The organism is Bacillus sp. AFS053548, assembly GCF_002575105.1.
Taxonomy (GTDB): Bacteria; Bacillota; Bacilli; order Bacillales; family Bacillaceae_G; genus Gottfriedia.
On the sequence record NZ_NUHI01000017.1, the window covers coordinates 90,232 to 113,088 of the forward strand.

Here is a 22,857-nt window from a genome sequence, read left to right on the forward strand (position 1 = left end):
CTAGCTTTTTAATTACACTCATGTTCAATAAGCAAGCGTTTCAAACCGATACCCTTTTCCCTTAATCGTTTTAATATATTTAGGATAATTCGGAAGTTCCTCAATTTTATGTCGTAAACTATGAATATAAATATCGATTAATCTTCTATTTTTATAAACAGAAATGACTTCCATTAATTCTTCTCTCGTAACAATAAAGCCAGCCTTTTTTATTAAAAAAAGTAAAATTGCGTATTCCCTACCATTTAATTCAATCCTCATTTTGTTTTTGTAAACCTCTTCTCGATTTAAATAGAAGGAAATCTCTCCAAAATATAAAACTTTTTCTCGGTCTTCTTCTATTTTTTCAGTGCCTGCCCTCCTCATAACTGCTTTTATTCTTGCGGATAAGTCTCTTGGATGAATTGGATATTTAACATATTGATCCGCTCCAGCTTCAATGCAAATCGCTGCCTCGTATGAATCATACGTTTCAACTAATAATATGATCGGTATTTCTGATATCCGTCTTATTCTCATGATTAATGGAATAAACTCGTCCAAAACCTGGCTTTTCATTAATACTATGCAGCCTTTTAAGAAACCAAGATGTATGTCTTCATTAAACTCTCCATATCGATATGTGCTGATTTTAATTAATCCGAATTGTTTACTTTGTTGAAGCACATGTTCAATCTCGTTTTGATCTTGGATGATGACAATTTGCTCCACCGTATATCTCTCCCATTTTTTACTGTTTATACGGTCATTTTAATTGGTTATTAACAAAAAAGGGGGACTTTCACTATACCTTTACAAATTCTTTACGTAGCGTTAAAAGCAAGTTAATCTTTGTGGGATATTGTAAGAAATGTAGTAAAAACAACGAAGGGGGAAAATGTAGATGCAACTATACAAAGTACTTTTAATAGTCGTCGTAATCACAGCTATGTTATCTTTAGCGGCTTGTGGATTTGCCTATCATCCTAATTCAAGTACATCTGAAAAACAATTAACTGGTAGTGTACTAATTGACGGTTCATCTACCGTTTTCCCGATTATGCAAACAATAACGAAACAATATAGTTCTGCACAACCCGAGGTAACTATTTCATTAGGTAATAGTGGTTCAATAGATGGTTTTAAAAAATTCGCAAATGGTATAACTGATATAAACGACGCATCTCGTCCAATAACAAATGAAGAAGATACAATCGCTAGGCACAATAACATCGATTATATTCAATTAAAATTAGCTTACGACGGTCTATCAGTTGTAGTAAATAAAGACAATGATTTTGTTAATCAATTAACAGTTGAACAATTAAAAAAGTTGTGGTCTGTTAATAGCAAAATAAAAACTTGGAACGAACTAAACTCGGCTTGGCCAAAGGAAGAAATTAGATTCTTTAGCCCTGGTAATGAGTCAGCAACTTACGAATACTTTAATAAAAAAATCTTAAATGAAGCTGGCGAACGGAAAGATGCTCAAACGTCTGAAGATGACAAAAATCTTGTCGCTGATGTTGCTAGTGAAAAAGGTGCAATTGGATACTTTGGTCATGCTTACTATGAAGAAAACAAAGATCAATTAAAAATCGTGCCAATCGTTAATCCGAAAACAGGTAAAGCAGTTTTACCGACTGAAGAGACAATTAAAAATGGGACTTACCCACTTTCACGTGAACTCTACACATATGTAAATATAAACTCACTTAAACATCCTGTCGTTTTGGACTACTTAAAATTTGCGAATGAAAATGCTCCACTTTTAGCTGAGCAAGTTGGCTATATCCCATTAGAAGATGAGCAATATGAAATCAATATTAATAAAATAGAAGAAGCTAGACACAAATAACCTTACTCCCCCCCAATTTAAATATAAAAAGAAGCTACGATTCGTGTTTGAATCGTAGCTTTTTGTTTAATTTAAAGATCAATGATCGTCTTCTTATTTATAATTCGCTCTTTTAATTCTTCACAAAGTTCAATAACTCTTTGCGTCTTCTCTTCATATTTCATATTTAGTACATGATAAAGCGTAATATCACGACATTTTAAAAATGATGGAATTCGACTATACCATTCTTCATCTAATACATATTCGGTTTCATAACCTTTTCGAAAGATTTCTAGCTGTCTTTTTGCGAAATTAGATTTTTCTTCGAATGATGCCTTACTACCCCAAGCAGTATAATATAAGACAATTGCGATATCTGAAATGAAATAATTATATTGCAGATCATCGAAATCAAAAGCCGTTATTTCACCTTTATCATTTACGAAGAAATTGTGGAGATGCAAGTCGCTATGGATTAATCCATAAGAGTCTTTCTTTCTATCATAAGTTTGGATTTCTTCTATTAATTCCTTCGTAAAAATGCCAAGTTCTTCATCAGCTAACATATCATTTAAATAAGCTTCTTCGTCCCAATGTTCACGATGATTTGTTACAGGATAATCAACTGTTAACGCGTGAAGCTTTCCGATTGTTTTTCCCCATGTGTACATTAGGTCATCATTCCACACAGCTGGGTTTGTACGATCAACTAATTGACCATCTGCCCATTCAAACAATGATGCGTAAAAACTGGTGCCATCGCTTGCATTTTGGACTTCTACTAAATTACCGTTTAAAGAAGATAAAGAACCTGCTGCATTCGCTCCGTTTTCTCTAGCATATTTTAAAAACTCTAGCTCTGCCTCAATTTCTTCTTTTGAGCGATGAGATGAATGCGTTAATCGTAAAATGCGATCCGTTCCATCAGCCAGCTTACCTTTAAAAAGATAGTTCTCGAACTCTCCGACTGGTTTTTCTTCTACTGTAATACCAAATTGTGATGCTGCATTCGTTAAAATCTCTTTAGTAAAAACTCTTTCAACTGCCTGTTCCATTTTTTAATCCCCCGAAACATACATAGAATAAATATCTAATTACTTATTCCTCAGTTTCCAAGGATTTCCTGCAACTTTTTTACTAAATAATTACTAACCATTCATATTTCGGTATTCATTTGGGGTCATCCCAACGATTTTCTTAAACACTTTTCGAAAGTATTTATCATCTTGATAGCCGATTTTCCCAGCTATTTCATAAATTTTTAAATTGGGGAACTTCAATAATTCCTTTGCTTTTTCGATCCGAATCGAAACAATATAATCTGATATATTCACACTATAAATTTGTTTAAACTTTCGGGATATATATTCGCGGCTTAAATAAAATTTCTCTGAAAACTCCTGAAGTGAAATTTCTTCAGCATAGTTAAGTTGAATATAATTTGCGATTGCTTCAATACTATTTAGTTCTTGGTTCGTTTGATTTTTTTCTTGAATAATCGACTGTACTCTTTCCCTTTGAGTCGAAACATATTCACCAATTTCAAAATGCCCTCTCGCATTCCAGAACAATTCTAGATTTACTTCTTGAATGGTTTGAAGTGATAGCTTATTAATCCAGTGATTAAGGAAAATTAGAAACTCCTGATGCAATGAAAGTAACTGTGCAAAAGGAAAATAATTCTTCTGTGCGATTCGTTTACTAAAAAGTTGAATGACTTCATCGTAAATATAAATATCCTGTTTCTCAACCATTTGTTCAAATAAGTTGATGATTTCTACTAGATTAATCGGATTATACTCTTTTATAACTTCATAAGAATAAACTGGTACATCTCGCTTTTCTAAAATATTTACATGCTGTAGAACATTTACAACTTCCTCGTACCCAAACTGAATTGATTCAATTGTTAGCTTTCTACTAATTGCAAAATGAAACGGGAAAGGTACAACTGTAGATAAAATTTTAGCGATATGCTGAATACTGTCAGTTACTTGCTCGCCCCAATATAGTAAACAAATCTCTTTTGCACCCTGTAAATTACGAAACGCAATTCCTCCATTTTGGTTTTGAAGAACTTCATTTACAATATTCAATAAGGCAAAAAAGCATAAATCCTCTGGCCAAATATCTTTGAAGGTCTCTAAATTTCGTAATTTTAGTAAAGAAACATGTAGAGTTTGCCCTTCTTCATATCCTAATTGGTTTAACATGTTCTGATTATATTCTTTGCCGTAAATTGCATTTGTTAATTGTTTATCTCTGTAAACAGGTAAAACTTCCTGCAGCAAACGAAAATCGTTTAATGCATCAATTCTCTCTTTTTCTTTTTCATTCCAATCTGAAACTACTTTTAACAAAGTTTCATTCAATATATCTGGATCAATTGGTTTCAATAAATAATCAGATGCACCGAACTGAATGGCTTCTCTCATATAATGATAGTCATCATAGCCCGTTACAACGATTACTTTACAATTAATATTTTCTGAATGAAGCCACTTTAATAATCCTCTACCATCTAGCTCTGGCATCATTAAATCAGTAAATATTATTGTCGGTCTTTCCTTTATAATGATGTCTTGAGCGATCGCTCCATTTTCTGCTTCTAATATTTCAGTAACACCAATTGCATCCCAATCTGCAAGAAGTTTTACACCTTCACGTACATGCTTTTCGTCATCTATTAGTAGAACCTTCATGATTAACTTCTCCTCTTGTCATTTCAATCGGTAAGATTATCGTTACAACAAAGTTTTCATGCTTCACACTTTCTATTTTCACTTCTGCTTTTTTACCATAATAGAAATGAATACGATCAGAAATATTTTTTAAACCGATACTCTCGTTCGTATTTAACCCACCTTCTGATAGCGATGAATTGATGTTTTCTAATTCCTCTTCTGATGCACCTTCACCATTATCAGCAATGACTATTTTTAAGCGATCATCTTGTTGTCTATGAATCGAAATATTTAATTCACCAAGCTTTTGTTGCTTTTCAAAGCCGTGTTTAAAGAAATTTTCTACGATTGGCTGTAAAATCATTTTTGGCATTTTTACTTTGTTTAGCTCTTCATCCACTTCCAGGTTATAAACAAATTTGCCGTCATAACGTTCGTTTTGGAGCGATAAATAATCTTTTATATGGTTTAATTCATCTTTAAGCGTTACAAAATCTTCATTATTCTTCATGCTATATCTCATGATTTTTGATAGTGACATGATTAATCGATACACTTTAATTCCATCATTTTTTAATGAAAGTGTTCCAATTGACTGCAAGGCATTGTATAAAAAATGCGGATTTATTTGAGACTGAAGTACTTTTAATTGATTTGTTTTATTCTCTATTTGAAGCTTGTACTCTTTTATATATAAATCGTTTAACGTATCGACCATTGAAGTAAAATGTTTACCTAGTTGCCCAAACTCATCATTTCCTAACGTATCAAAGGAAACAGCAAGTTCTCCCTTCTCAATTCGCTGCATATCTCGAATTAAGATTCGTATTGGCCGTGTAAATCTGAAGGATACGATAATGGTTAAAATGATGACTAATAAGACTGAAATCGCTCCTAGTGTAACTGTAATTTTCAACAATTGATTTGAATTATGGTAGAGATTTTTATAAGGAATGCTTTTAATGACCGTCCATTGTTGATGGTTACTTGTGATTTTGTCATACACATAAACCCCACTAAAGTCCTTGTCCTTCCAATCAAAACTTGCCTCACCCGAACGATCTGAGGTTATTTTTTTATACCATTTTGTTTCTAGCTTTTTACCTATTAGTCTTTTTTCAGAAGAATACAGAACAACATTCCCATCACCAACAACGAAAAGATGTTCCTCTCCTTTTTTATAAATACGATCGAAAATCTCTTTAATTCTACTTAATTCAATATCAATCGATAAGAAACCTAACCATTGGTCTGAAGTAACATTATTTAAAAAATAATGAAATGATACAACCTGTTTAACTGGCTCGATTCGAAAATCAGATAAATTATTATAGTTTTGAATCGGATGAGTCGGTTGAATATAATACGAGTCCCTCGAATAACTTAAATTTCGATATGCAGGAATTTGATTGAAATTATACAATTTCCCGCGACTACTCACCTTTGCATTGTATACGGTGTAATCATCCTTACCCTTTGTTAAATACAAATGCAACTGCTCGATCTCTCTTCTAGAAAAATAAAGTCCTAATAAACTACGTTGAATTTCAGCAGAATTTTGTTCGATGTATGCAGTAGCACCATTTTCTAACACGGACAAAAACGGTCTATTACTATAAATGGACAATGGAATACCGTAGATCTCATTATAATAATTCAATAAATCATTCCCACTACGCTTCAATAAATCATGGTTTGTATTTACAAATTCCTTTGTTACCGTGTTCTTCGTATAAAAATAATTTGCGATAATCGATAATCCAAAAGGAATAATCGTGGCGATTAATAATAAGACAATCAACTTACTTCTAATACTATTTTTCATGATAACATCCTTTGCGGAAACGTTTGCACTTTCTATTATCTAGTTTATCAGAAAGTTTAAATTTTAAATATAGTAAACTGGAGGTTAGCTCTTATTCTTGATACGTGCTAGAGAGGTTCATTTTAATGGGTAGGCTTTTTCGCGTGTCTACTAAAGGGGATAAACATAAACTTCTTTTCCAGGGCTTTTATGATAATTCGCTTCCTTCTTTGACTAAACTGCCAAATACATAAATAAAAAAAAGCAACCGAATGGCTGCTCTTGTTGTTCAACTAAATCACGTCGATAGGTCAAGAAGTGGGCTTCTATTCTATTGCAAATAATATGTTACCAACTTGTATTATTTAAGGATTTAGTTTATAGACATTAACACACTGGTTATTCTATACATATTATTCGACCATCCACACGACAACAAAATACACCTCTAAACTCAAAACAATCAGTAGGCTCTAAATTTTCAATATCGTCTTCATCTAGCTTTCTAAGTTTATTTAGTATTTCTTGCATTCGTTGTATATCTACCTTTGTCACCTTATTTCCACAAGAGCAATTACATTTTCTCTTTTTCATTTAAAATCACTCCTTTATTTCAAATATATGTTCGAAATGAAGGAGGGCTTGTACAAACTACTATTAATGAAAAAAAGAGTCTAAAAAATTTATTAACTTTTGTACTTAGATCGATCTTATTCGAAATATTAATTTATTCCTTAACAGGGCATAAAAAATTAAAAACCCACAAGGAAATTAATTCCTTGTGGGTTGCCTTAATCTATAGGGTATTTCAGGGAAGCCTAAAATTAAGAACTTATTTTTTTAATTTCATCCAAGTATCTTCAAGAGATTTTAACATTTCGTCTGCAGATTTTTGCTTTCCAACGTAAGCTTGCATTGATGCACCAAACTCATTTGTAGCTCCATCTGGGTATTTGAACCAGTTCCAAGATAATGTTTTACCTTCAGCAGAATATTTTTGTAAGTCGTCTGCGATTGGTCCTAAGTTTTTACCTTGAATTGTTTTTAAAGCAGGGATGAACTTGAATTTTTCTACAATGTATTTCTTACCTGTGTCAGAAGTAACCATCCACTCTAAGAATTTTTTAGCTTCTTCTTTGTTTTTAGAGTTTTTGTTAACTACCCAGTTATTAGGTACACCCATTGGTAATTTGTCCATAGCTGCTTTGTCATCGTTGATTGGAATTGGTAACACGCCTAAGTTCATGTTTGGAGTAATTCCATCAATCATACCTTGAATCCAGTTACCTTGTTGGATCATAGCAGTTTTACCTTGAGCAAAGTTTGTAACTTGAGTGTTGTAATCAGTTGTTAAAGGATTTTTATTTCCGTATTTGATTGTTAAATCAAACAGTTTCATAAATTGTTTGAATTTCTCGTTGTCTTGAATTTTCACTTTACCAGAATTAACGTCAGCCATGAATTTGTCTGGATCTTGCTGTTGAGCGAAAGGAATATTTAATAAGTGAATTCCTAGAATCCACCACTCACCGTATCCAACTGAGAATGGTGTGATACCTGCTTTTTGAAGCTTTTCAGCTGCAGCAGTTAATTCGCTTAACGTTTTTGGTGCTTCAGTAATACCAGCTTTTGCGAATAAATCTTTATTGTAAATAAATCCATAACCTTCAGTGTTCATTGGCATACCGTAAAGTTTGCCGTCAATTGTCATTGGTTTTTCAGTTCCTGGATATAAGTCTTTTACCCATGATTGATCAGAAAGATCTTCTAATTTATCTTTCCAAGTTACTGCTTCTTGGAATCCACCGTTGTTAAAGATATCAGGCTCGTTACCTGAAGCAAATTGAGCTTTTAATGCAGCACCGTAATCAGCACCGCCACCAACAGTTTGAATTTTAACTGTTACGTTTGGATTTTCCTTATGGTAATCCTTAGCCATTTGTTCTAAATCTTTCGCAATCTCAGCCTTAAACTGGAATACGTTTAATGTTACTTTTTTATCCTTTGAATCATTTGACCCTTTGTCTGAAGATCCCCCAGAACATGCAGAGAATAACATCACTGAAGTTGTTAATGCTGCTGCTACCTTTAGCATCTTTTTCATCCTAAAAACCCCCGTCTCAATATTCTTTATTTTGAATACGCTTTCATTATACATTTAAAAATAAACAACTATGGATAGCCTATATTGACATGATGGGTGGAATATATTGATAGCTTCCACCCAGTCACGTTATTTAATTGAACCGCTCGTAATCCCTTTAATAATATGTTTCTGTGCTGCAAAGTAGAAAATTAGTAGTGGTGTTATACCTAAAACAAGTCCAGATAACGCTAAGTTCCACTGTTTTGTATATGCTCCAAAGAAGTAGAATGTAGCAAGAGGAATTGTTCTTAACTCCATATCTCTTAATACAAGTGATGGTAATAAGAAGTCATTCCAAATCCATAACGTATTTAGGATAACAATAGTAACCGTAATTGGTTTTAATAGAGGAAATACAACTTTCCAGAAAACCATAGTCGGTGAACATCCATCAATAATTGCTGCTTCCTCTAACTCAATCGGAATTGTTTTAATAAACCCATGATATAGGAAGATTGATAATGCTGACCCGAAACCTAAATACATTACTACTAATCCCCAATGGCTATTCATTAAATGAAGCGTACTTCCAACTTTCACTAATGGGATCATAATTGATTGGAACGGGATAACCATTGTTGCTACAAAGATAAAGAAAATGATATTTGAAATTTTGCTTTTTGAACGAACTAGTTTATAAGCTGCCATTGAACAGAAAAAGACGATTACAACATTACTAGCAATTGTCACGATTAATGAGTTCATTAGCGCTTTCCAGAAATTCATTACTTCAATTGCTTGTTGATAGTTTGTAAAATCTAAGCTTTTTGGAAGCGAAGATGTATTTTGTAAAATATCAGCAAATGATTTAAATGAGTTACCTAACACATAATAAAAAGGAACTAAGAAGATGAGAGCAAGTATAATTGCCGCTATTTCTAATATTAAAGTAAAGCCAGTATATCGTTCTTTTAGCATTATGCCTCAACCTCCCTCTTCTTCGTAATGTACACTTGAATAACTGAAATTAACGCTACGACTACGAAGAATACAATCGCTTTTGCTTCACCTAATCCATAACGGTTATTTACAAAAGCTTCAGTGTAAATGTTTAAAGCCAACATCTCAGTAGACTTAAACGGTCCACCATTTGTTAATGAAAGGTTTGTATCAAACACTTTAAATGACCATGAAATTGTTAAGAATAAACAAACTGTTACAGCTGGTGCTACCATTGGAATAATGATTTTGCGTAACACTTGGAATTTATTTGCACCATCAATTTGAGCCGCTTCAATTAATTCCTGTGGTACACCTTGCAGAGCCGCTACATAAATAACCATTATGTAACCTGCACCTTGCCAAACTGCTACGATGACAATTGCCCAGAACGCACCTTTTTCTTCTCCTAAAAGTGCTCTTTGTAAAAAGTCCGAATGCAATAATTGTCCAATTGAAATTAAACCTTTATTAAAAATGAACTGCCAAATGAAACCTAATAATAATCCACCGATTAAATTTGGAAGGAAAAAGACTGTTCTTAAAATATTACTAGTCTTCAAGCTTTGAGTTACGATTAACGCTAAACCAAAACCAATCACATTGGTTAAGATCACAGCGAATAATGTATATTTACCAGTTAAAATAAACGAATGGATAAAATCCGTATCTTTCGTAAAAATGTATTTATAATTTTCAAGTCCAACCCACTTAGCAGAATCAGCTACACCATCCCACTGAGTAAATGAATAGAAAAAGCCGATTAAAAATGGCGTTAACACGATTGCTGCAAAAACAATACTTGCTGGTCCTACAAACGTAAGATAATTTAAAAAATCTCTTAATTTTTTAGATGACTTCTTTGTCTTGGCATCTGTTAAATTTGTATCAATCACTTTTTTCGTTTCAATCATCTGTAACACCTCCACTATCATCATAAAATACCTCTCAAGTTGTGAAAACGTATTCATTTGAACAGTAGGGTGGAATATATTGACTAGATTAATTTTTAGGTTTAAATAATATAAATTTTCTACTTAATCTTTGAACTGTTTATTTCTGATAAAAAACATTGCTTGTAACTATATTCATAAAAGTTTCATAATCTCCTTACTACTTCTAAATAAACACTTTATTAAAAATGATAAATTGTTTATAAACAAAGAAGTTAGGGGGAATTCCGCATGAATAAATTACATAAGAAGTTTTTATTTATCTTTGTTTTTTTGATCGTTATTATATTTTTCATTGCTCACAAACCATCTAAATTACATAAGGGTTTCCCAATTCCGTTAACTGCAATTCAGTCCAAGATTGACTACAAACATCAATACGCAGTCTACAAATGGAAAATGACATCTGAAGAACATGGTTTACCAGGTTATTATGAATTAATTTTAAAATTGTGGGGATGGAATGAAATAAAAGAAGAAGCTCTAGGCATTCGGAGGGTTTTCAGTAAGAACGGTGAAATAGTACATATTCTTTCTTTAAATGATAAGATTGAAATACATTTTTTTAAAAATTAAAAAGTATGATTAAAGTATGTTCGAAAAATGACAAAAAACCGCCCTTTTCAAGACGGTTTACAGATAAATCCTTAAAATTAATATCCAATCCTCAATCTACAATTTAGGATTCGCCCCAAATCGATTATCTCCCTCTTCACTATCCATACAGAAGAAAATAATAAGAATAATCGTACCAATAAACGGAATCAAACCAATTAACAACCACCAACCGCTTTTTCCTGAATCATGTAATCTGCGAGCCCCTACTGCTAAAGATGGCAATATCGTCAAAAGGCCGTAAATTCCAGTTAATATATTATCAATATCCGCAATGCTTTGTAAAATCGAAAGTATAATAGTGATAATGGCATTAAACAGGAAAAACATCCAATACTCTGTTCTTCTAGCTCTTCCGTTGAATACTACGTAATTCTTTAATACTTTTAAATACCATTCCACGATGGATCCCTCCTAAGAAGTAAATACGGTACATTTAAGTCTATTCTTAATACCCAGGTAACATTATTAATTTTTAATAATAGGACAATCTATTTTGAATTAACACAAAAAACCGCCTAAAATTAGGCGGGTATTAAGCTTAGTTTATCTAGGTGTTGGGCCAATGCGATCATCATCTACTTCAAAGTTTGTTGAGGAAATACAAAATTATTAATGTATAATAACTTATTATTAATTAAAACAATTTTTGGGAGATTTATTTTGAAACCTATTTTCATTAAATATTTACTGTTAATTTTTTCACTTGTGTTTATTTTTAGGTTTACATTTTTTCCAGTCGCTTCTTTAGGAATAGGTGTTTCTGAAGGTGGATTAAATTTAATTCCATTAATCAAAATGTTTAATGAGTTTAGTAGCATTAAACAATTTATAGTTAATATCTTTGGAAATATCATTCTTTTTGTGCCATTTGGGTTTATTTTAACATCCATTAAGAGATCAAAAAAAGTTATCCTAATTGGCTTATTTTTATCGGTAAGCATAGAAGTTGTCCAATTTATGATGTCTTTAAGAACTTCAGATATAGATGATGTTATTTTAAATACGATAGGGACATACATTGGGTATAAGATTTCAAAGATCAATTTATTTAAGAAATAATATGGTACATTTAAGTCTTTTCCTAATACCCAATGAACATTCTTAATTTTAATCTTATCTTGGTACTGGTCCAAAACGATTCTCGTGATTTTCACTTTTAAAACAAGCAAGTATTAATAAAATAATTGATCCTATAAACGGAAATAAACTAATTAAATACCACCAACCACTTTTACCAATATCATGTAATCTGCGAACACCGACTGCTATTAGTAGCAGTAAGGTAAGCAAACCATAAATTCCTGAAATCATATTATCTGTATTTGCAAAGTTATCTAATAAACTAAGTAAAAAAGTAATAATTGCATTAATCAACAAGAACATCCAATATTCAGTTCGACTCGCTCTACCATGAAATCCTACATAATTCTTTAATACTTTTAAATACCATTGCACAACTGATCTCTCCTAAGAAATTATTTTATCCAAAAGCTAGTGTATACTTCCTTTTTAATATTCCCATAAAAAAATCAAATCACATATTTGTTATTAAAAAAATGAAAAATATCAGTGTTCAAATAAAAAAGGAAGTCCAAATTCGGACTCCCTCATCAAATAACTTACTTATTAACATGTGTTAACGTCGCACCATACGGAGTTACATCAAAGAAGTCACCATAACCAACAACTGTACCGCTGCCGTTCGCAATGACTGATTTTCTAGATTTCCATGTTTCTCTCCATTGTTCATTTACATCTGCTGCACGACGATCAACGATAATATTCATTTTTTTCGTTTCGATTTGTTCTTTTGTCATGTTTTTTGTATCAATTTTTTTAAAATCATCTAATATTAAATTTTTCGTTTTATCCGAAATCGCACCACTTTGAACAAATATATCAAACATTAGTGCATATCCTCTTTTTGTCCATAATCCGAATGTTTTGTAATACTTTTCTGTTTGATCGAAGTACCATTTTGAAGCATTAATTTGTTCATCGATACATTCTTTACTCGTACCTAGATTTTTAAAGTAAGTCTTCCAAGGCTCTACAACTTGGTATTTATTATTAGGGTCACTGATTGAATCTCCCCAAGCTACCTGTTCTTTTGTGGTTTTGTTCATAATGACATCTTTAAATGTATTATAAGAATCCGTATCTCCATTAAAAGCTTTTAGTACAACATCATTATGATTTGCGAACATATTTTTCATAATTGGTTGGATCGTTTCTGTTCCAAAATTTTCTTGAAGGGCACCAAAAGATAGACCGGCACCATCGAAATTACCACTTGTTGCACCAAATGCATCAGATCCAGATGATGATGTTTCATACCATGAAGTGATTTCTAATGCCATCTTTTTAACTGATTCACTTGCTGGAAGCTTCACGGGACTAATCGTTTGTGTTGCTGGCTTTTTTGTAGCAACTTTATATTTTGTAGGAATAATTAATTTTTGTCCAATTCGTATTGAATTCGATTTTAATTTATTCTGCTTTTTAAGCTCAGTAACAGATGTTTTATATGTTTTAGAAATTTTATAAAGCGTGTCCCCTTTTTTAACTTTATAAACAACAGATGCAGCATTCGCTGGTCCGACTACAGTTCCTAAAGAAAAGACAATCGCAGTTGATAAAATAACATTTTTAATCGATTTTTTCATATTTGATTACTCTCCCTTACTATTAATCTATTTATCTAGGTTAAACTCAGGAATTTCATTTCTATTCGCAACGATAATTACTATATCACGATAATTAATTTTGTTCATCACATAAAATCTTCCAATTGATAAATCATTAACAAAAGCTACATTAAAAATGTGTACAAAAAAAAGACAAACCTCATTCGAAATTATTTCGAAATAAGGTTTGCCATAAATTTCTTTTTCGTTTACTGGTTCTTTAACTTATCCCAAGTATCCTGAAGCGATTGCAGTAATTGCTGTGGATTTTTTTGTCCTCCAACATATGCTTGCATTGAAGCACCAAATTCATTTGTTGCACCGTTTGGATACTTAAACCAGTTCCATGAAAGTACTTTTCCATCAGCTGAGTATTTTTGAATATCATCAGCAATTGGGCCTAAGCCTTTCCCTTCAATTGTTTTAACTGCTGGAATGAATTTAAACTTTTCAACGATATATTTTTTACCTGTATCAGAAGAAACCATCCAATTTAAAAACTTCTTCGCTTCTTCTTTGTTTTTTGAATTTTTATTAACTACCCAGTTATTTGGTACACCGACCGGGATTTTGTCCATTGCGTTTTTGTCATCATTAATCGGCATTGGTAAAAGACCAAGTTTCATATTTGGTGTAATGCCATCGATCATACCTTGTGTCCAGTTTCCTTGTTGCATCATAGCTGTTTTTCCAGATGCAAAATTAGTAACTTGTGTATTATAATCCGTAGTTAATGGATTTTTATTTCCATATTTAATCGTTAAATCAAATAATTTTATAAACTCCTTAAATTTATCATTATCAGGAATTTTCACTTTGCCAGCATTTAAATCGGCGATAAATTTATCAGGATCTGGTTGTTGTGCGAATGGAATATTTAATAAATGAATTCCTAAAATCCACCACTCACCATATCCAACTGAAAACGGCGTAATGCCAGCGTCTTTTAATTTTTTTGCTGTTGCCTCTAATTCAGTTAATGTTTTTGGCAATTGTGTAATACCAGCTTTATCAAATAAATCTTTATTGTAAATGAATCCATAGCCTTCCGTGTTCATAGGCATTCCGAGTAATTTCCCATCAACTGTCATCGGTTTTTCGGTTTCCGGATATAAATCCTTCACCCAATCTTGATTTGATAGGTCCTCGAGTTTATCCTTCCAAGTAACAGCCTCTTGGTATCCACCATTATTGAAAATATCTGGTTCATTTCCTGATGCAAATTGAGCTTTCAATGCTGCTCCATAATCTGCACCTCCACCTACTGTTTGAACCTTTACCGTTACATTTTTATTCTCTTTTTGATATTCCTTTGCTAAAGCCTCTAGATCTTTTGCAATTTCAGCTTTAAATTGAAAAATATTTAATGTAATTTTTTCACCAGCACCAGGCTTTTTTGTTTCTTCTTTCTTATTATTACATCCAGTAAACAACAACATACTAGTTGATAAAACGGCTATCGACTTAAATAGTTTTTTATTCATATAATCCTCCTTAACTTACTTTATTGAACCACTTGTAATACCTCGGATAATTTGCTTTTGGGCAGCGAAGAAAAAGATCAATAATGGCATAATACCTAAGACTAACCCGGCAAGTGCTAAATTCCATTGTTTCGTATATGCGCCAAAAAAATAAAAAGTAGCTAGCGGTATTGTGCGGAGCTCTTCATCACGTAAAACTAGAGATGGCAACAAGAAATCATTCCAAATCCATAGAGTATTTAAAATAACAATTGTCACGGTGATCGGCTTTAATAAAGGAAACACTACTTTCCAAAAAACCATATATGGTGAACATCCATCAATTATCGCTGCTTCTTCAAGCTCAATTGGAATACCTTTTATAAAACCGTGATAGAGAAAAATTGAAAGTGCTGAGCCAAACGCTAAATACATAACAACAAGTCCGTAATGACTATTCATTAAATGAAGTGTACTTCCAACTTTAACAAGAGGAATCATAATTGATTGAAAAGGAATTACCATCGTTGCAACAAAAATAAAGAAAATAACCGTTGAAATTTTATGCCTTGTGCGAACGAGTTTATAAGCTGCCATTGAGCAAAATAAAACGATAAACACATTACTAGCTACTGTTACTATCAAAGAATTCAATAAAGCCCTCCAAAAATCCATAACGGCAATCGCTTGAGAGTAATTTGTAAAATCTAAGGATTTTGGTAGAGATGATGTATTTTGCAATATATCTGCAAAGGATTTAAACGAGTTTCCTAATACATAGTAGAAGGGAACAAGGAAAAATATCGCTAAAATGATCCCAAATAGCTCAAGCAAAAACGTCAGTCCGGTATAGCGTTCATTTTCCACTATGCTTCAACCTCCCTTTTCTTCGTTAAATAAACTTGGAGAATTGAAATAGCTGCAACAACGACGAAGAAGACAATTGCTTTTGCTTCCCCTAATCCGTATCGATTGTTTACAAATGCTTCTGTATAAATGTTTAACGCAAGCATTTCTGTCGATTTAAATGGTCCCCCACCAGTAAGTGATAAATTTTGATCAAATACTTTAAAGGACCAAGAGATTGTTAAAAATAAACAAACAGTTACAGCTGGTGCTACCATTGGAATGATGATTTTCCTTAAAGTTGTAAAACGATCTGCGCCGTCAACTTGGGCTGCTTCAATCAATTCCTGAGGTACTCCTTGGAGTGCTGCTACATAAATAATCATGATATATCCTGCACCTTGCCAGATGGCGACAATAATAATTGCCCAAAACGCTCCATTTGCAGTACCTAACAATGATTGCATTAATGAATCGATCCCTAGCGCAGCTCCTAATGAAGTGAGACCTTTATTAAAAATAAATTGCCATATAAAACCGAGTAATAAACCACCTATTAAGTTAGGTAAAAAGAAAATTGTCCTAAGAATATTTCTTGATTTAAGCCCCTTAGTAACTAATAGAGCTAAGCCAAAACCAATCAAATTCGTTAGGATCACAGCAAAAAACGTATACTTTGTCGTAATTATAAAGGACTGTTTAAAGTCTGCATCTTGCGTAAATATGTACTTATAATTATCAAAACTGACATAATGGATATTTCCAACTACCCCATTCCAGTTTGTAAAGGAATAATACAGACCCATTAAAAACGGAATTAGTACTAAAGCTGCAAATACTAGAAAAGCTGGACCAACAAATACGATAAAACTTCCACTATTTCTACGTTTCTTTCGATAGGAGACTTTAAAGTCAGTAGCATCATCTACAACTGTTTCAACTTCTTTATTCATTGCTTTATCAAACTTTGACAACTATGTACCTCCCTTCATAACGATCTACAAAAAAAAAGCAACTCCACCTTATTATTTAAAAGTAGAGTTGCTTTTATTCGGGATGCATTCTATTCGAGTCAAGATGCACTCTTCATATGAGTGCTACGTTGATCCTTTTGATAATTCACAATAATAATACCTGACGTAACCATAATTAAACCAATAAATACAAGATAAGATAACACTTCATTTAGCATGATTGATGATAAAATTACACCAAAAACAGGAACTAAGAATAAGTACATTGAAACTTTTCCAACTTGGTTATATTTCATGACATTGTTCCACAGTATGAAACCTACAGATGAAAGCACCGATAAATACACTAGCATGCCAAACGTTTTTAAATCAAAGTGGAACGGTAAAAACCCTGCCGTTAAACCACCAATTAATAACAATCCAATCGAACCGATCATCATTTGATATGCCGTTAAATAGGCAACATCCACTTTCTTTGCAGCTTCTTTAGCAAGTACATTACCATAGCCACCAAACGCCATTGCAAACAATAATAAAATCTCGCCAATTCCTAAATGTAAAGAAAGAGTGCCCTTTGTAATATTCACGATAATTACACCCGCAAACCCTACCGATACCCCAAGAATCTTACGCAAGTTTAAACGATCATTTTTATACATAAAATGCGCTGCTAAAAGTTGAAAAAACGAAGTAGTTCCAGCAATAATCGAGCCTTGAACTCCCGTTGAAAAACTTAATCCAATATAAAACAACACATATTGTAAAAACGTTTGAAACAAACCTACTTTTCCTACTACTAAAAAAGTATCTCGCTTAAAAGTTAACTTTCTACCAATTATCGTAAAAAATATTAAAATTAACAATGAGGCCAGAAAGAAACGATAACCCGCAAAAATCATTTGTTTCCAAATTTCATTCTTCCCAATATGCAAGTGCTCATAACTTAGCTTAATAAACGGAAATGCGCTTCCCCATAAAAAAGTTGTAATAACCGCTGATGCAATCACTCCCAAAGGATGTGTAAAAAATCTCTTAGCAGACATTGTTTCCCTCCATAAGCCTTTTTCTCTCTATAGAATACAGTTTATTCTATCATCTATAGGGCATTCCTTCTATTGGTTTGATTTTGCGAAAGCCTTGAAGGTAAAGACAATTGTTGGAAATCTTTTTATGTGGATTTTAAATTATGATTTTATTCGCTTATATCCTAAAAAATGCTTTTGCCAATATGAGTCATTTATATTAGAAATCGTAACGCCAGTACTACTACCAGCTTGAATAAATTCATTTTTGTTTAACATAATGCCCATGTGTGATGGTCCATACGTGTAAGTATTTTGAAAAAATATCAAATCACCGGGCTGTGAAGATGTTACTTTTTGGAATGAAGTATTGTTATGCCAATAACCTGATACATTTGTTCTTCCAAACGGCTTACCATTTTCCTTAAGAACATAATAGATAAAGCCACTGCAATCAAAACCCGTAGGCGATACTCCTGCCCACTTATAGGGAACTCCTAAAAATTGTTTTGCAAAAGAAATCATATTTTTCTCATCAATATCGCTAGTCGAACCATTTGAATGATCAATTTCTTTTTCAGTATATCCAGCACTTATATAACCGATTTTTCCTTGATAGTTTATTTTGCGCCAACCATTTGAAGTTGAAATAACGTCTAACTTCTGCATTTTTGTCGCACTTCCTATTATATTGTAATTCGTTCCCGCACCTGAGCGAATATTAACTCTGACCCCAGTTACAATATATTTAGTCGTATCGTATACTGGTCTTTCATCTTCAATATTCTTTTGTTTCTGAACATAAGTGCCGCTTATGTAGCCAATTCTTCCTTGATAATTAATCTTGTACCAGCCATTTGAGGAAGATTGGACATCTAACTTAGCATTCTTATTTACACTTCCTAAAATACTATAATTCGTTCCCGCTCCTGATCGAATACGTAACCCGTTCACTGTTGAGATATAATTGAAAGTATTGTTTTCTATTTTTTCATTTTCAACATCACTACTTTGTTTTTTAACATAAGTACCGCTTATGTATCCAATTCTCCCCTTATAATTAATCTTATACCAACCATTTGAGGAAGATATGACATCTAATTTAGCATTCTTATTTACACTTCCTAAAATACTATAATTCGTTCCTGCCCCTGAACGAATACGTACTCCGTTCCCTGTTGAGATATAGTGATCCACGAATGAGATCGATGCTTTAGGTTGATTTACAGTTGTACTTTCTGCATCCGCTTCTAATTGATCCATAGAATTAATACATGAAACAGATCCTATGATTGCAATCGATTTTATAATTTTTTTTTTCAAAATCTCCACCAGCTTTTTATTTTTATTTTTATTTGCTATACTTTTTTGAATTTGAAATAGATAAACTAGCTTTTAATGTAGTAACAAATATGTATTTAATGTGCTTACTGTATAAATATCGGTTGGATGCTTAAAATTCTTTAATAAACGTCAAAAATTTTATTAATAAATAGGCAGACAGAAGCCCTGTCCACCCAACCCTACCTCTATTTTCACAACTCGATCACATTCATTAAAAAATTTTTAATCTAAAAGTAAATTTTTTTCATCACATATAAAGTAATGTGGTAATATATATTTAATAAGAATTATTTTAATTAAGAAATCTGTGAACTACACATCTAAGAGATTAAATAAATAGTATGGTCTTATAAAATGTACGCTGCTGTCCTAGGACGGCAGCTTTCGTCGTTTTATAAGGATAGTGAATTTGATTATTTTTCTCATTTGAAATAAGAAAGGGGTATTTATTATGGAAGCAAGTCCAAAAGTTACTACGATTCATGCTACATATGAAGCCGACCATGTGGAATCTACATCATTTCTATCAAAACATGGAGAATTAATTGCCGCTTTAGTTTCTGGTGTATTAATTCTAATTGCTTCATTTGTTAAAAACGATAATTCTATCATGTCGATTATTTTATATGTTTTAGCATTTTGTATTGGAGGATATGCAAAGGCAAAGGAAGGCATTGAAGATACGATTGCTGAAAAAGAACTAAACGTTGAAATGCTAATGATTATTGCGGCAGTTGGTTCAGCTGCAATTGGTTATTGGACTGAAGGTGCAGTACTGATTTTCATATTTGCTTTAAGTGGCGCACTTGAAACATATACACTAAATAAAACAAATAAAGAGATTTCTTCACTATTGTCTATTCAGCCACAAACAGCAATTCGATTAGTCGATGAAGTTGAAGAAGTTGTCGGCATTAAAAGTTTAAACATTGGTGATTATATTTTAATTAAAGCTGGAGAACGTATTCCTGCTGATGGACAGATCGTTAAAGGAGAAACATTAGTAGATGAAGCTGCTCTTACAGGTGAGTCAGTTCCAGTTGTTAAAAACTTAAATGATGAAGTGTTTGCAGGAACAATCAACATTAAAGGAACACTAGTAGTAGAAATTACGAAACATAGTGATGAGACTCTTTTCCAAAAAATCATTAATCTCGTTCAAACAGCTCAAAGTGAACAAACTCCCTCTCAACAATTCATTGAAAAATTTGAAGGTGTTTATGTTAAAGGAGTATTAATTGCCGTATTATTCATGATGTTTTTACCGCATTTTGCATTAGATTGGTCATGGACAACAACGTTTTATCGAGCAATGATTTTACTAGTTGTTGCATCACCTTGTGCATTAGTAGCATCGATTACACCAGCTGTTTTATCTGCAATCTCAAATGGTGCAAAGTCAGGTATTCTTGTTAAAGGCGGTATTCATTTAGAGCGATTAGGTGTATTAAAAGCAATCGCATTTGATAAAACTGGTACTTTAACGATTGGTAAGCCAGAAGTAACTGGTTTTGAGAAAATAGAAGATTTTGATCGTATAGAGTTATTATCGATCGTTGCTTCAATTGAAAGATACTCAACTCACCCGCTAGCTGCAGCTATTGTTGAGTACACAACAAAACAAGGAATCACAGTATCTTCGTCATTTGAACAAATTGATGACCACCCTGGTTTCGGTGTATCAGCGATTTTAAATGGTTCTGAGTATAGAGTAGGTAAAAAAGAATTCGTAACAATGAAACAAAATCCTCTCATTCATTTTGAGCAACAATGGGAACAAGAAGGAAATACAATTGTTTATGTAGGTACTCAAGATAAAGTTGTTGCGATTTTCTCATTAAAAGATTTAGTTCGTAACGAATCAAAGCAAGCCTTATCTACTTTAAATAAATTAGGTGTTCGAACAGTCATGATTACAGGTGACTCTGAACAAACAGCGAAAGCAATTGCTGCCGAAAGTGAAATCAATGAATACTTTGCATCATGTTTACCAGATGAAAAAGTATCGATTGTTAAAAAGCTAAAAGACAACTATGGTCAAGTTGGAATGGTTGGTGATGGTATAAACGATGCCCCTGCTCTAGCAACTGCAAATGTAGGGATTGCAATGGGTGGCGGAACTGGAGTTGCTCTAGAAACTGCAGATGTCGTTCTGATGAAAAATGACTTAACAAAAATAGCTAAAGCAATCACTTTATCTAAACGCATGAACAAGATCGTAAAACAAAATATTATCTTTTCACTAAGCGTAATCGCATTCCTTATCTGCTCGAATTTCCTACAAATCATTGATTTACCTTATGGAGTAATCGGTCACGAAGGAAGTACAATTTTAGTTATTCTTAACTCATTAAGATTATTAAGAGATTAAAAAAAGCATCGTACAAAATTGTACGATGCTTTTTCTCTATACTGAACAATAATGAGCTTTTTAGCAGGAAAAGCGGTATTCTTGTCAGTCTAAAAATCAATGGTAATCATTATGTCCGTTTGCAGAACCGCTAGTTTTGCCCTTTGGATGCGAGCTGCTTTTTTGTTTCTTATTCGATTTATCATTATGGTTTTTCTTATTATTACTCATTTTAAAGTTCCTCCCTTTTTGAAGTCTTTTTTAGTTTACCTCTCTAAAATAAGACTACTCATGGAAGAAAACTCCATTATATTATAGAAGAAATTATTTTGGATTTGGATTATTAGGATCAATTAATTTTGGTTTAGCTTTGTGCTTACCATACTGTCTTTGCTTTATTAATGCATTAAGCTCTCCACCAATAATCACAACCATTGCCGAAATAAAAAACCAAATCATCAAGACAATAATTCCACCTAAACTACCGTAATGACTTGTGTAATTACCAAAGTTATCAACGTAAAAAGCAAATCCAAATGAAGAAATGATCCATCCAAATGTTGCAAATAGTGAACCAAAGAATGTCTTTTTAATGTGAACTACTTTACTCGGTCCAATGGAATATAGAACAGTAAATACAATCATTAGGATTACAAAGCTTAGTGACCAGCGAATCAGGCTCCAAGTATATAAGAAATCCTGAGATATATCCAAAAATTGAAATACAGACTTAGCAATTACTTTCCCGAACACTGGTATTAATAATGCAAAGACAATAACAAAAATCATAATAATTGTTAAAAGAATTGAAACTCCTCTTGTAACAAAGTAATTTCGTTTATCCTCTACATCATACGCATCATTAAGTGCTCGTATGATTGCATTAATCCCATTGGACGCGGCCCATATAGTCGCAATTAACCCTACTGATAAAACTCCACCATGTGATTGCCCGATTATTAACTGCAAGTTACTTCGTATAATAGCCATAGCATCTGGCGGAGCATATTGACTCAAGAATGACAATATTTGATCAGTAGAAAGCGGTAAATAAGTTACGACTTGAGTTAGAACAAGTAGAAATGGAAAAAGAGATAGCATTAAGTAATATGCTAGCTCCGCTGAACGAGATACTATTTCGTCTTCCATACACTTTTTCACTAAATCCCAAACAAATGCTAAAATAGAATTCTTTTTCTTAATCAAAT

The 22,857-nt window shown here is 32.6% G+C and carries 21 protein-coding genes; 4 read left to right on the plus strand and 17 right to left on the minus strand.

What is annotated here, in order from left to right:
* Positions 1 to 24: 24 nt before the first annotated feature.
* The gene (locus tag CN946_RS10020; protein ID WP_098860995.1) at positions 25 to 711 is read right to left on the minus strand and encodes a winged helix-turn-helix domain-containing protein; all 687 of its coding nucleotides are present in this window, start codon (positions 709 to 711) and stop codon (positions 25 to 27) included.
* 172 nt (positions 712 to 883) lie between these two features.
* Between CN946_RS10020 and CN946_RS10025 the strand changes: the two genes are divergently transcribed.
* A complete protein-coding gene (locus CN946_RS10025; RefSeq protein WP_098860996.1) occupies positions 884 to 1,837 on the plus strand; it encodes a PstS family phosphate ABC transporter substrate-binding protein in 954 nt (317 codons plus the stop codon).
* Between the two features lie 71 nt (positions 1,838 to 1,908).
* Here the strand turns inward: CN946_RS10025 and CN946_RS10030 are convergent, their stop codons facing one another.
* From CN946_RS10030 to CN946_RS10060, 7 genes are all read right to left on the minus strand, one after another.
* Positions 1,909 to 2,874: a phosphotransferase enzyme family protein gene (locus CN946_RS10030; RefSeq protein WP_098860997.1), complete on the minus strand. Its 966-nt coding sequence runs from the start codon at positions 2,872 to 2,874 to the stop codon at positions 1,909 to 1,911.
* Between the two features lie 93 nt (positions 2,875 to 2,967).
* Positions 2,968 to 4,521 (minus strand): response regulator transcription factor, encoded by a 1,554-nt coding sequence (locus tag CN946_RS10035; protein WP_098860998.1) that lies wholly within the window; start codon positions 4,519 to 4,521, stop codon positions 2,968 to 2,970.
* Entirely contained in the window at positions 4,499 to 6,328 is a 1,830-nt protein-coding gene (locus CN946_RS10040) for a sensor histidine kinase (protein ID WP_098860999.1), read from the minus strand. The genes CN946_RS10035 and CN946_RS10040 overlap by 23 nt, the downstream gene beginning before the upstream one ends.
* A gap of 378 nt (positions 6,329 to 6,706) precedes the next feature.
* A complete protein-coding gene (locus CN946_RS10045) occupies positions 6,707 to 6,901 on the minus strand; it encodes a hypothetical protein (protein ID WP_098861000.1) in 195 nt (64 codons plus the stop codon).
* A 238-nt stretch (positions 6,902 to 7,139) separates the two neighbouring features.
* Positions 7,140 to 8,411: an ABC transporter substrate-binding protein gene (locus CN946_RS10050; RefSeq protein ID WP_069032765.1), complete on the minus strand. Its 1,272-nt coding sequence runs from the start codon at positions 8,409 to 8,411 to the stop codon at positions 7,140 to 7,142.
* 129 nt (positions 8,412 to 8,540) lie between these two features.
* Positions 8,541 to 9,371: a carbohydrate ABC transporter permease gene (locus tag CN946_RS10055; RefSeq protein WP_097973254.1), complete on the minus strand. Its 831-nt coding sequence runs from the start codon at positions 9,369 to 9,371 to the stop codon at positions 8,541 to 8,543.
* Positions 9,371 to 10,306, minus strand: a complete 936-nt coding sequence (locus tag CN946_RS10060; RefSeq protein WP_286133890.1) for a carbohydrate ABC transporter permease — start codon at positions 10,304 to 10,306, stop codon at positions 9,371 to 9,373. The genes CN946_RS10055 and CN946_RS10060 overlap by 1 nt, the downstream gene beginning before the upstream one ends.
* Positions 10,307 to 10,576: 270 nt before the next feature.
* Between CN946_RS10060 and CN946_RS10065 the strand changes: the two genes are divergently transcribed.
* Positions 10,577 to 10,921 carry a hypothetical protein gene (locus CN946_RS10065; protein WP_098861002.1) on the plus strand — a complete coding sequence of 115 codons (345 nt, stop codon included), beginning with the start codon at positions 10,577 to 10,579 and terminating at the stop codon, positions 10,919 to 10,921.
* Positions 10,922 to 11,017: 96 nt separating this feature from the next.
* Here the strand turns inward: CN946_RS10065 and CN946_RS10070 are convergent, their stop codons facing one another.
* Complete coding sequence (locus tag CN946_RS10070) at positions 11,018 to 11,362, minus strand: DUF805 domain-containing protein (RefSeq protein WP_098861003.1); 345 nt, start codon at positions 11,360 to 11,362, stop codon at positions 11,018 to 11,020.
* A gap of 213 nt (positions 11,363 to 11,575) precedes the next feature.
* Between CN946_RS10070 and CN946_RS24005 the strand changes: the two genes are divergently transcribed.
* On the plus strand, positions 11,576 to 12,022 hold the full coding sequence (locus tag CN946_RS24005) for a VanZ family protein (RefSeq protein ID WP_098861004.1): 447 nt from the start codon (positions 11,576 to 11,578) through the stop codon (positions 12,020 to 12,022).
* Positions 12,023 to 12,076: 54 nt separating this feature from the next.
* On the opposite strand, the gene CN946_RS10080 is transcribed toward CN946_RS24005, so the two are convergent.
* The 7 genes from CN946_RS10080 to CN946_RS10110 form a co-directional block, all read right to left on the minus strand.
* Complete coding sequence (locus CN946_RS10080) at positions 12,077 to 12,418, minus strand: DUF805 domain-containing protein (RefSeq protein ID WP_098861005.1); 342 nt, start codon at positions 12,416 to 12,418, stop codon at positions 12,077 to 12,079.
* A gap of 164 nt (positions 12,419 to 12,582) precedes the next feature.
* Positions 12,583 to 13,629 carry a LysM peptidoglycan-binding domain-containing protein gene (locus CN946_RS10085; RefSeq protein WP_098861006.1) on the minus strand — a complete coding sequence of 349 codons (1,047 nt, stop codon included), beginning with the start codon at positions 13,627 to 13,629 and terminating at the stop codon, positions 12,583 to 12,585.
* Between the two features lie 230 nt (positions 13,630 to 13,859).
* Entirely contained in the window at positions 13,860 to 15,134 is a 1,275-nt protein-coding gene (locus CN946_RS10090) for an ABC transporter substrate-binding protein (RefSeq protein ID WP_098861007.1), read from the minus strand.
* Positions 15,135 to 15,149: 15 nt separating this feature from the next.
* Positions 15,150 to 15,980 carry a carbohydrate ABC transporter permease gene (locus CN946_RS10095; protein WP_098861008.1) on the minus strand — a complete coding sequence of 277 codons (831 nt, stop codon included), beginning with the start codon at positions 15,978 to 15,980 and terminating at the stop codon, positions 15,150 to 15,152.
* Positions 15,980 to 16,912, minus strand: coding sequence for a carbohydrate ABC transporter permease (locus CN946_RS10100; protein ID WP_098861024.1), 933 nt, complete (start codon positions 16,910 to 16,912; stop codon positions 15,980 to 15,982). Before CN946_RS10100 ends, CN946_RS10095 begins: the two co-directional genes overlap by 1 nt.
* Positions 16,913 to 17,031: 119 nt before the next feature.
* Entirely contained in the window at positions 17,032 to 17,976 is a 945-nt protein-coding gene (locus tag CN946_RS10105) for a DMT family transporter (protein ID WP_098861009.1), read from the minus strand.
* 141 nt (positions 17,977 to 18,117) lie between these two features.
* Positions 18,118 to 19,278: a C40 family peptidase gene (locus CN946_RS10110; RefSeq protein ID WP_098861010.1), complete on the minus strand. Its 1,161-nt coding sequence runs from the start codon at positions 19,276 to 19,278 to the stop codon at positions 18,118 to 18,120.
* Between the two features lie 472 nt (positions 19,279 to 19,750).
* On the opposite strand from CN946_RS10110, the gene CN946_RS10115 reads away from it, so the two are divergent.
* Entirely contained in the window at positions 19,751 to 21,670 is a 1,920-nt protein-coding gene (locus CN946_RS10115; RefSeq protein WP_098861011.1) for a heavy metal translocating P-type ATPase, read from the plus strand.
* A 303-nt stretch (positions 21,671 to 21,973) separates the two neighbouring features.
* On the opposite strand, the gene CN946_RS10120 is transcribed toward CN946_RS10115, so the two are convergent.
* Positions 21,974 to 22,855, minus strand: a complete 882-nt coding sequence (locus CN946_RS10120; protein ID WP_286133892.1) for a YihY/virulence factor BrkB family protein — start codon at positions 22,853 to 22,855, stop codon at positions 21,974 to 21,976.
* Between the last annotated feature and the right edge of the window lie 2 nt (positions 22,856 to 22,857).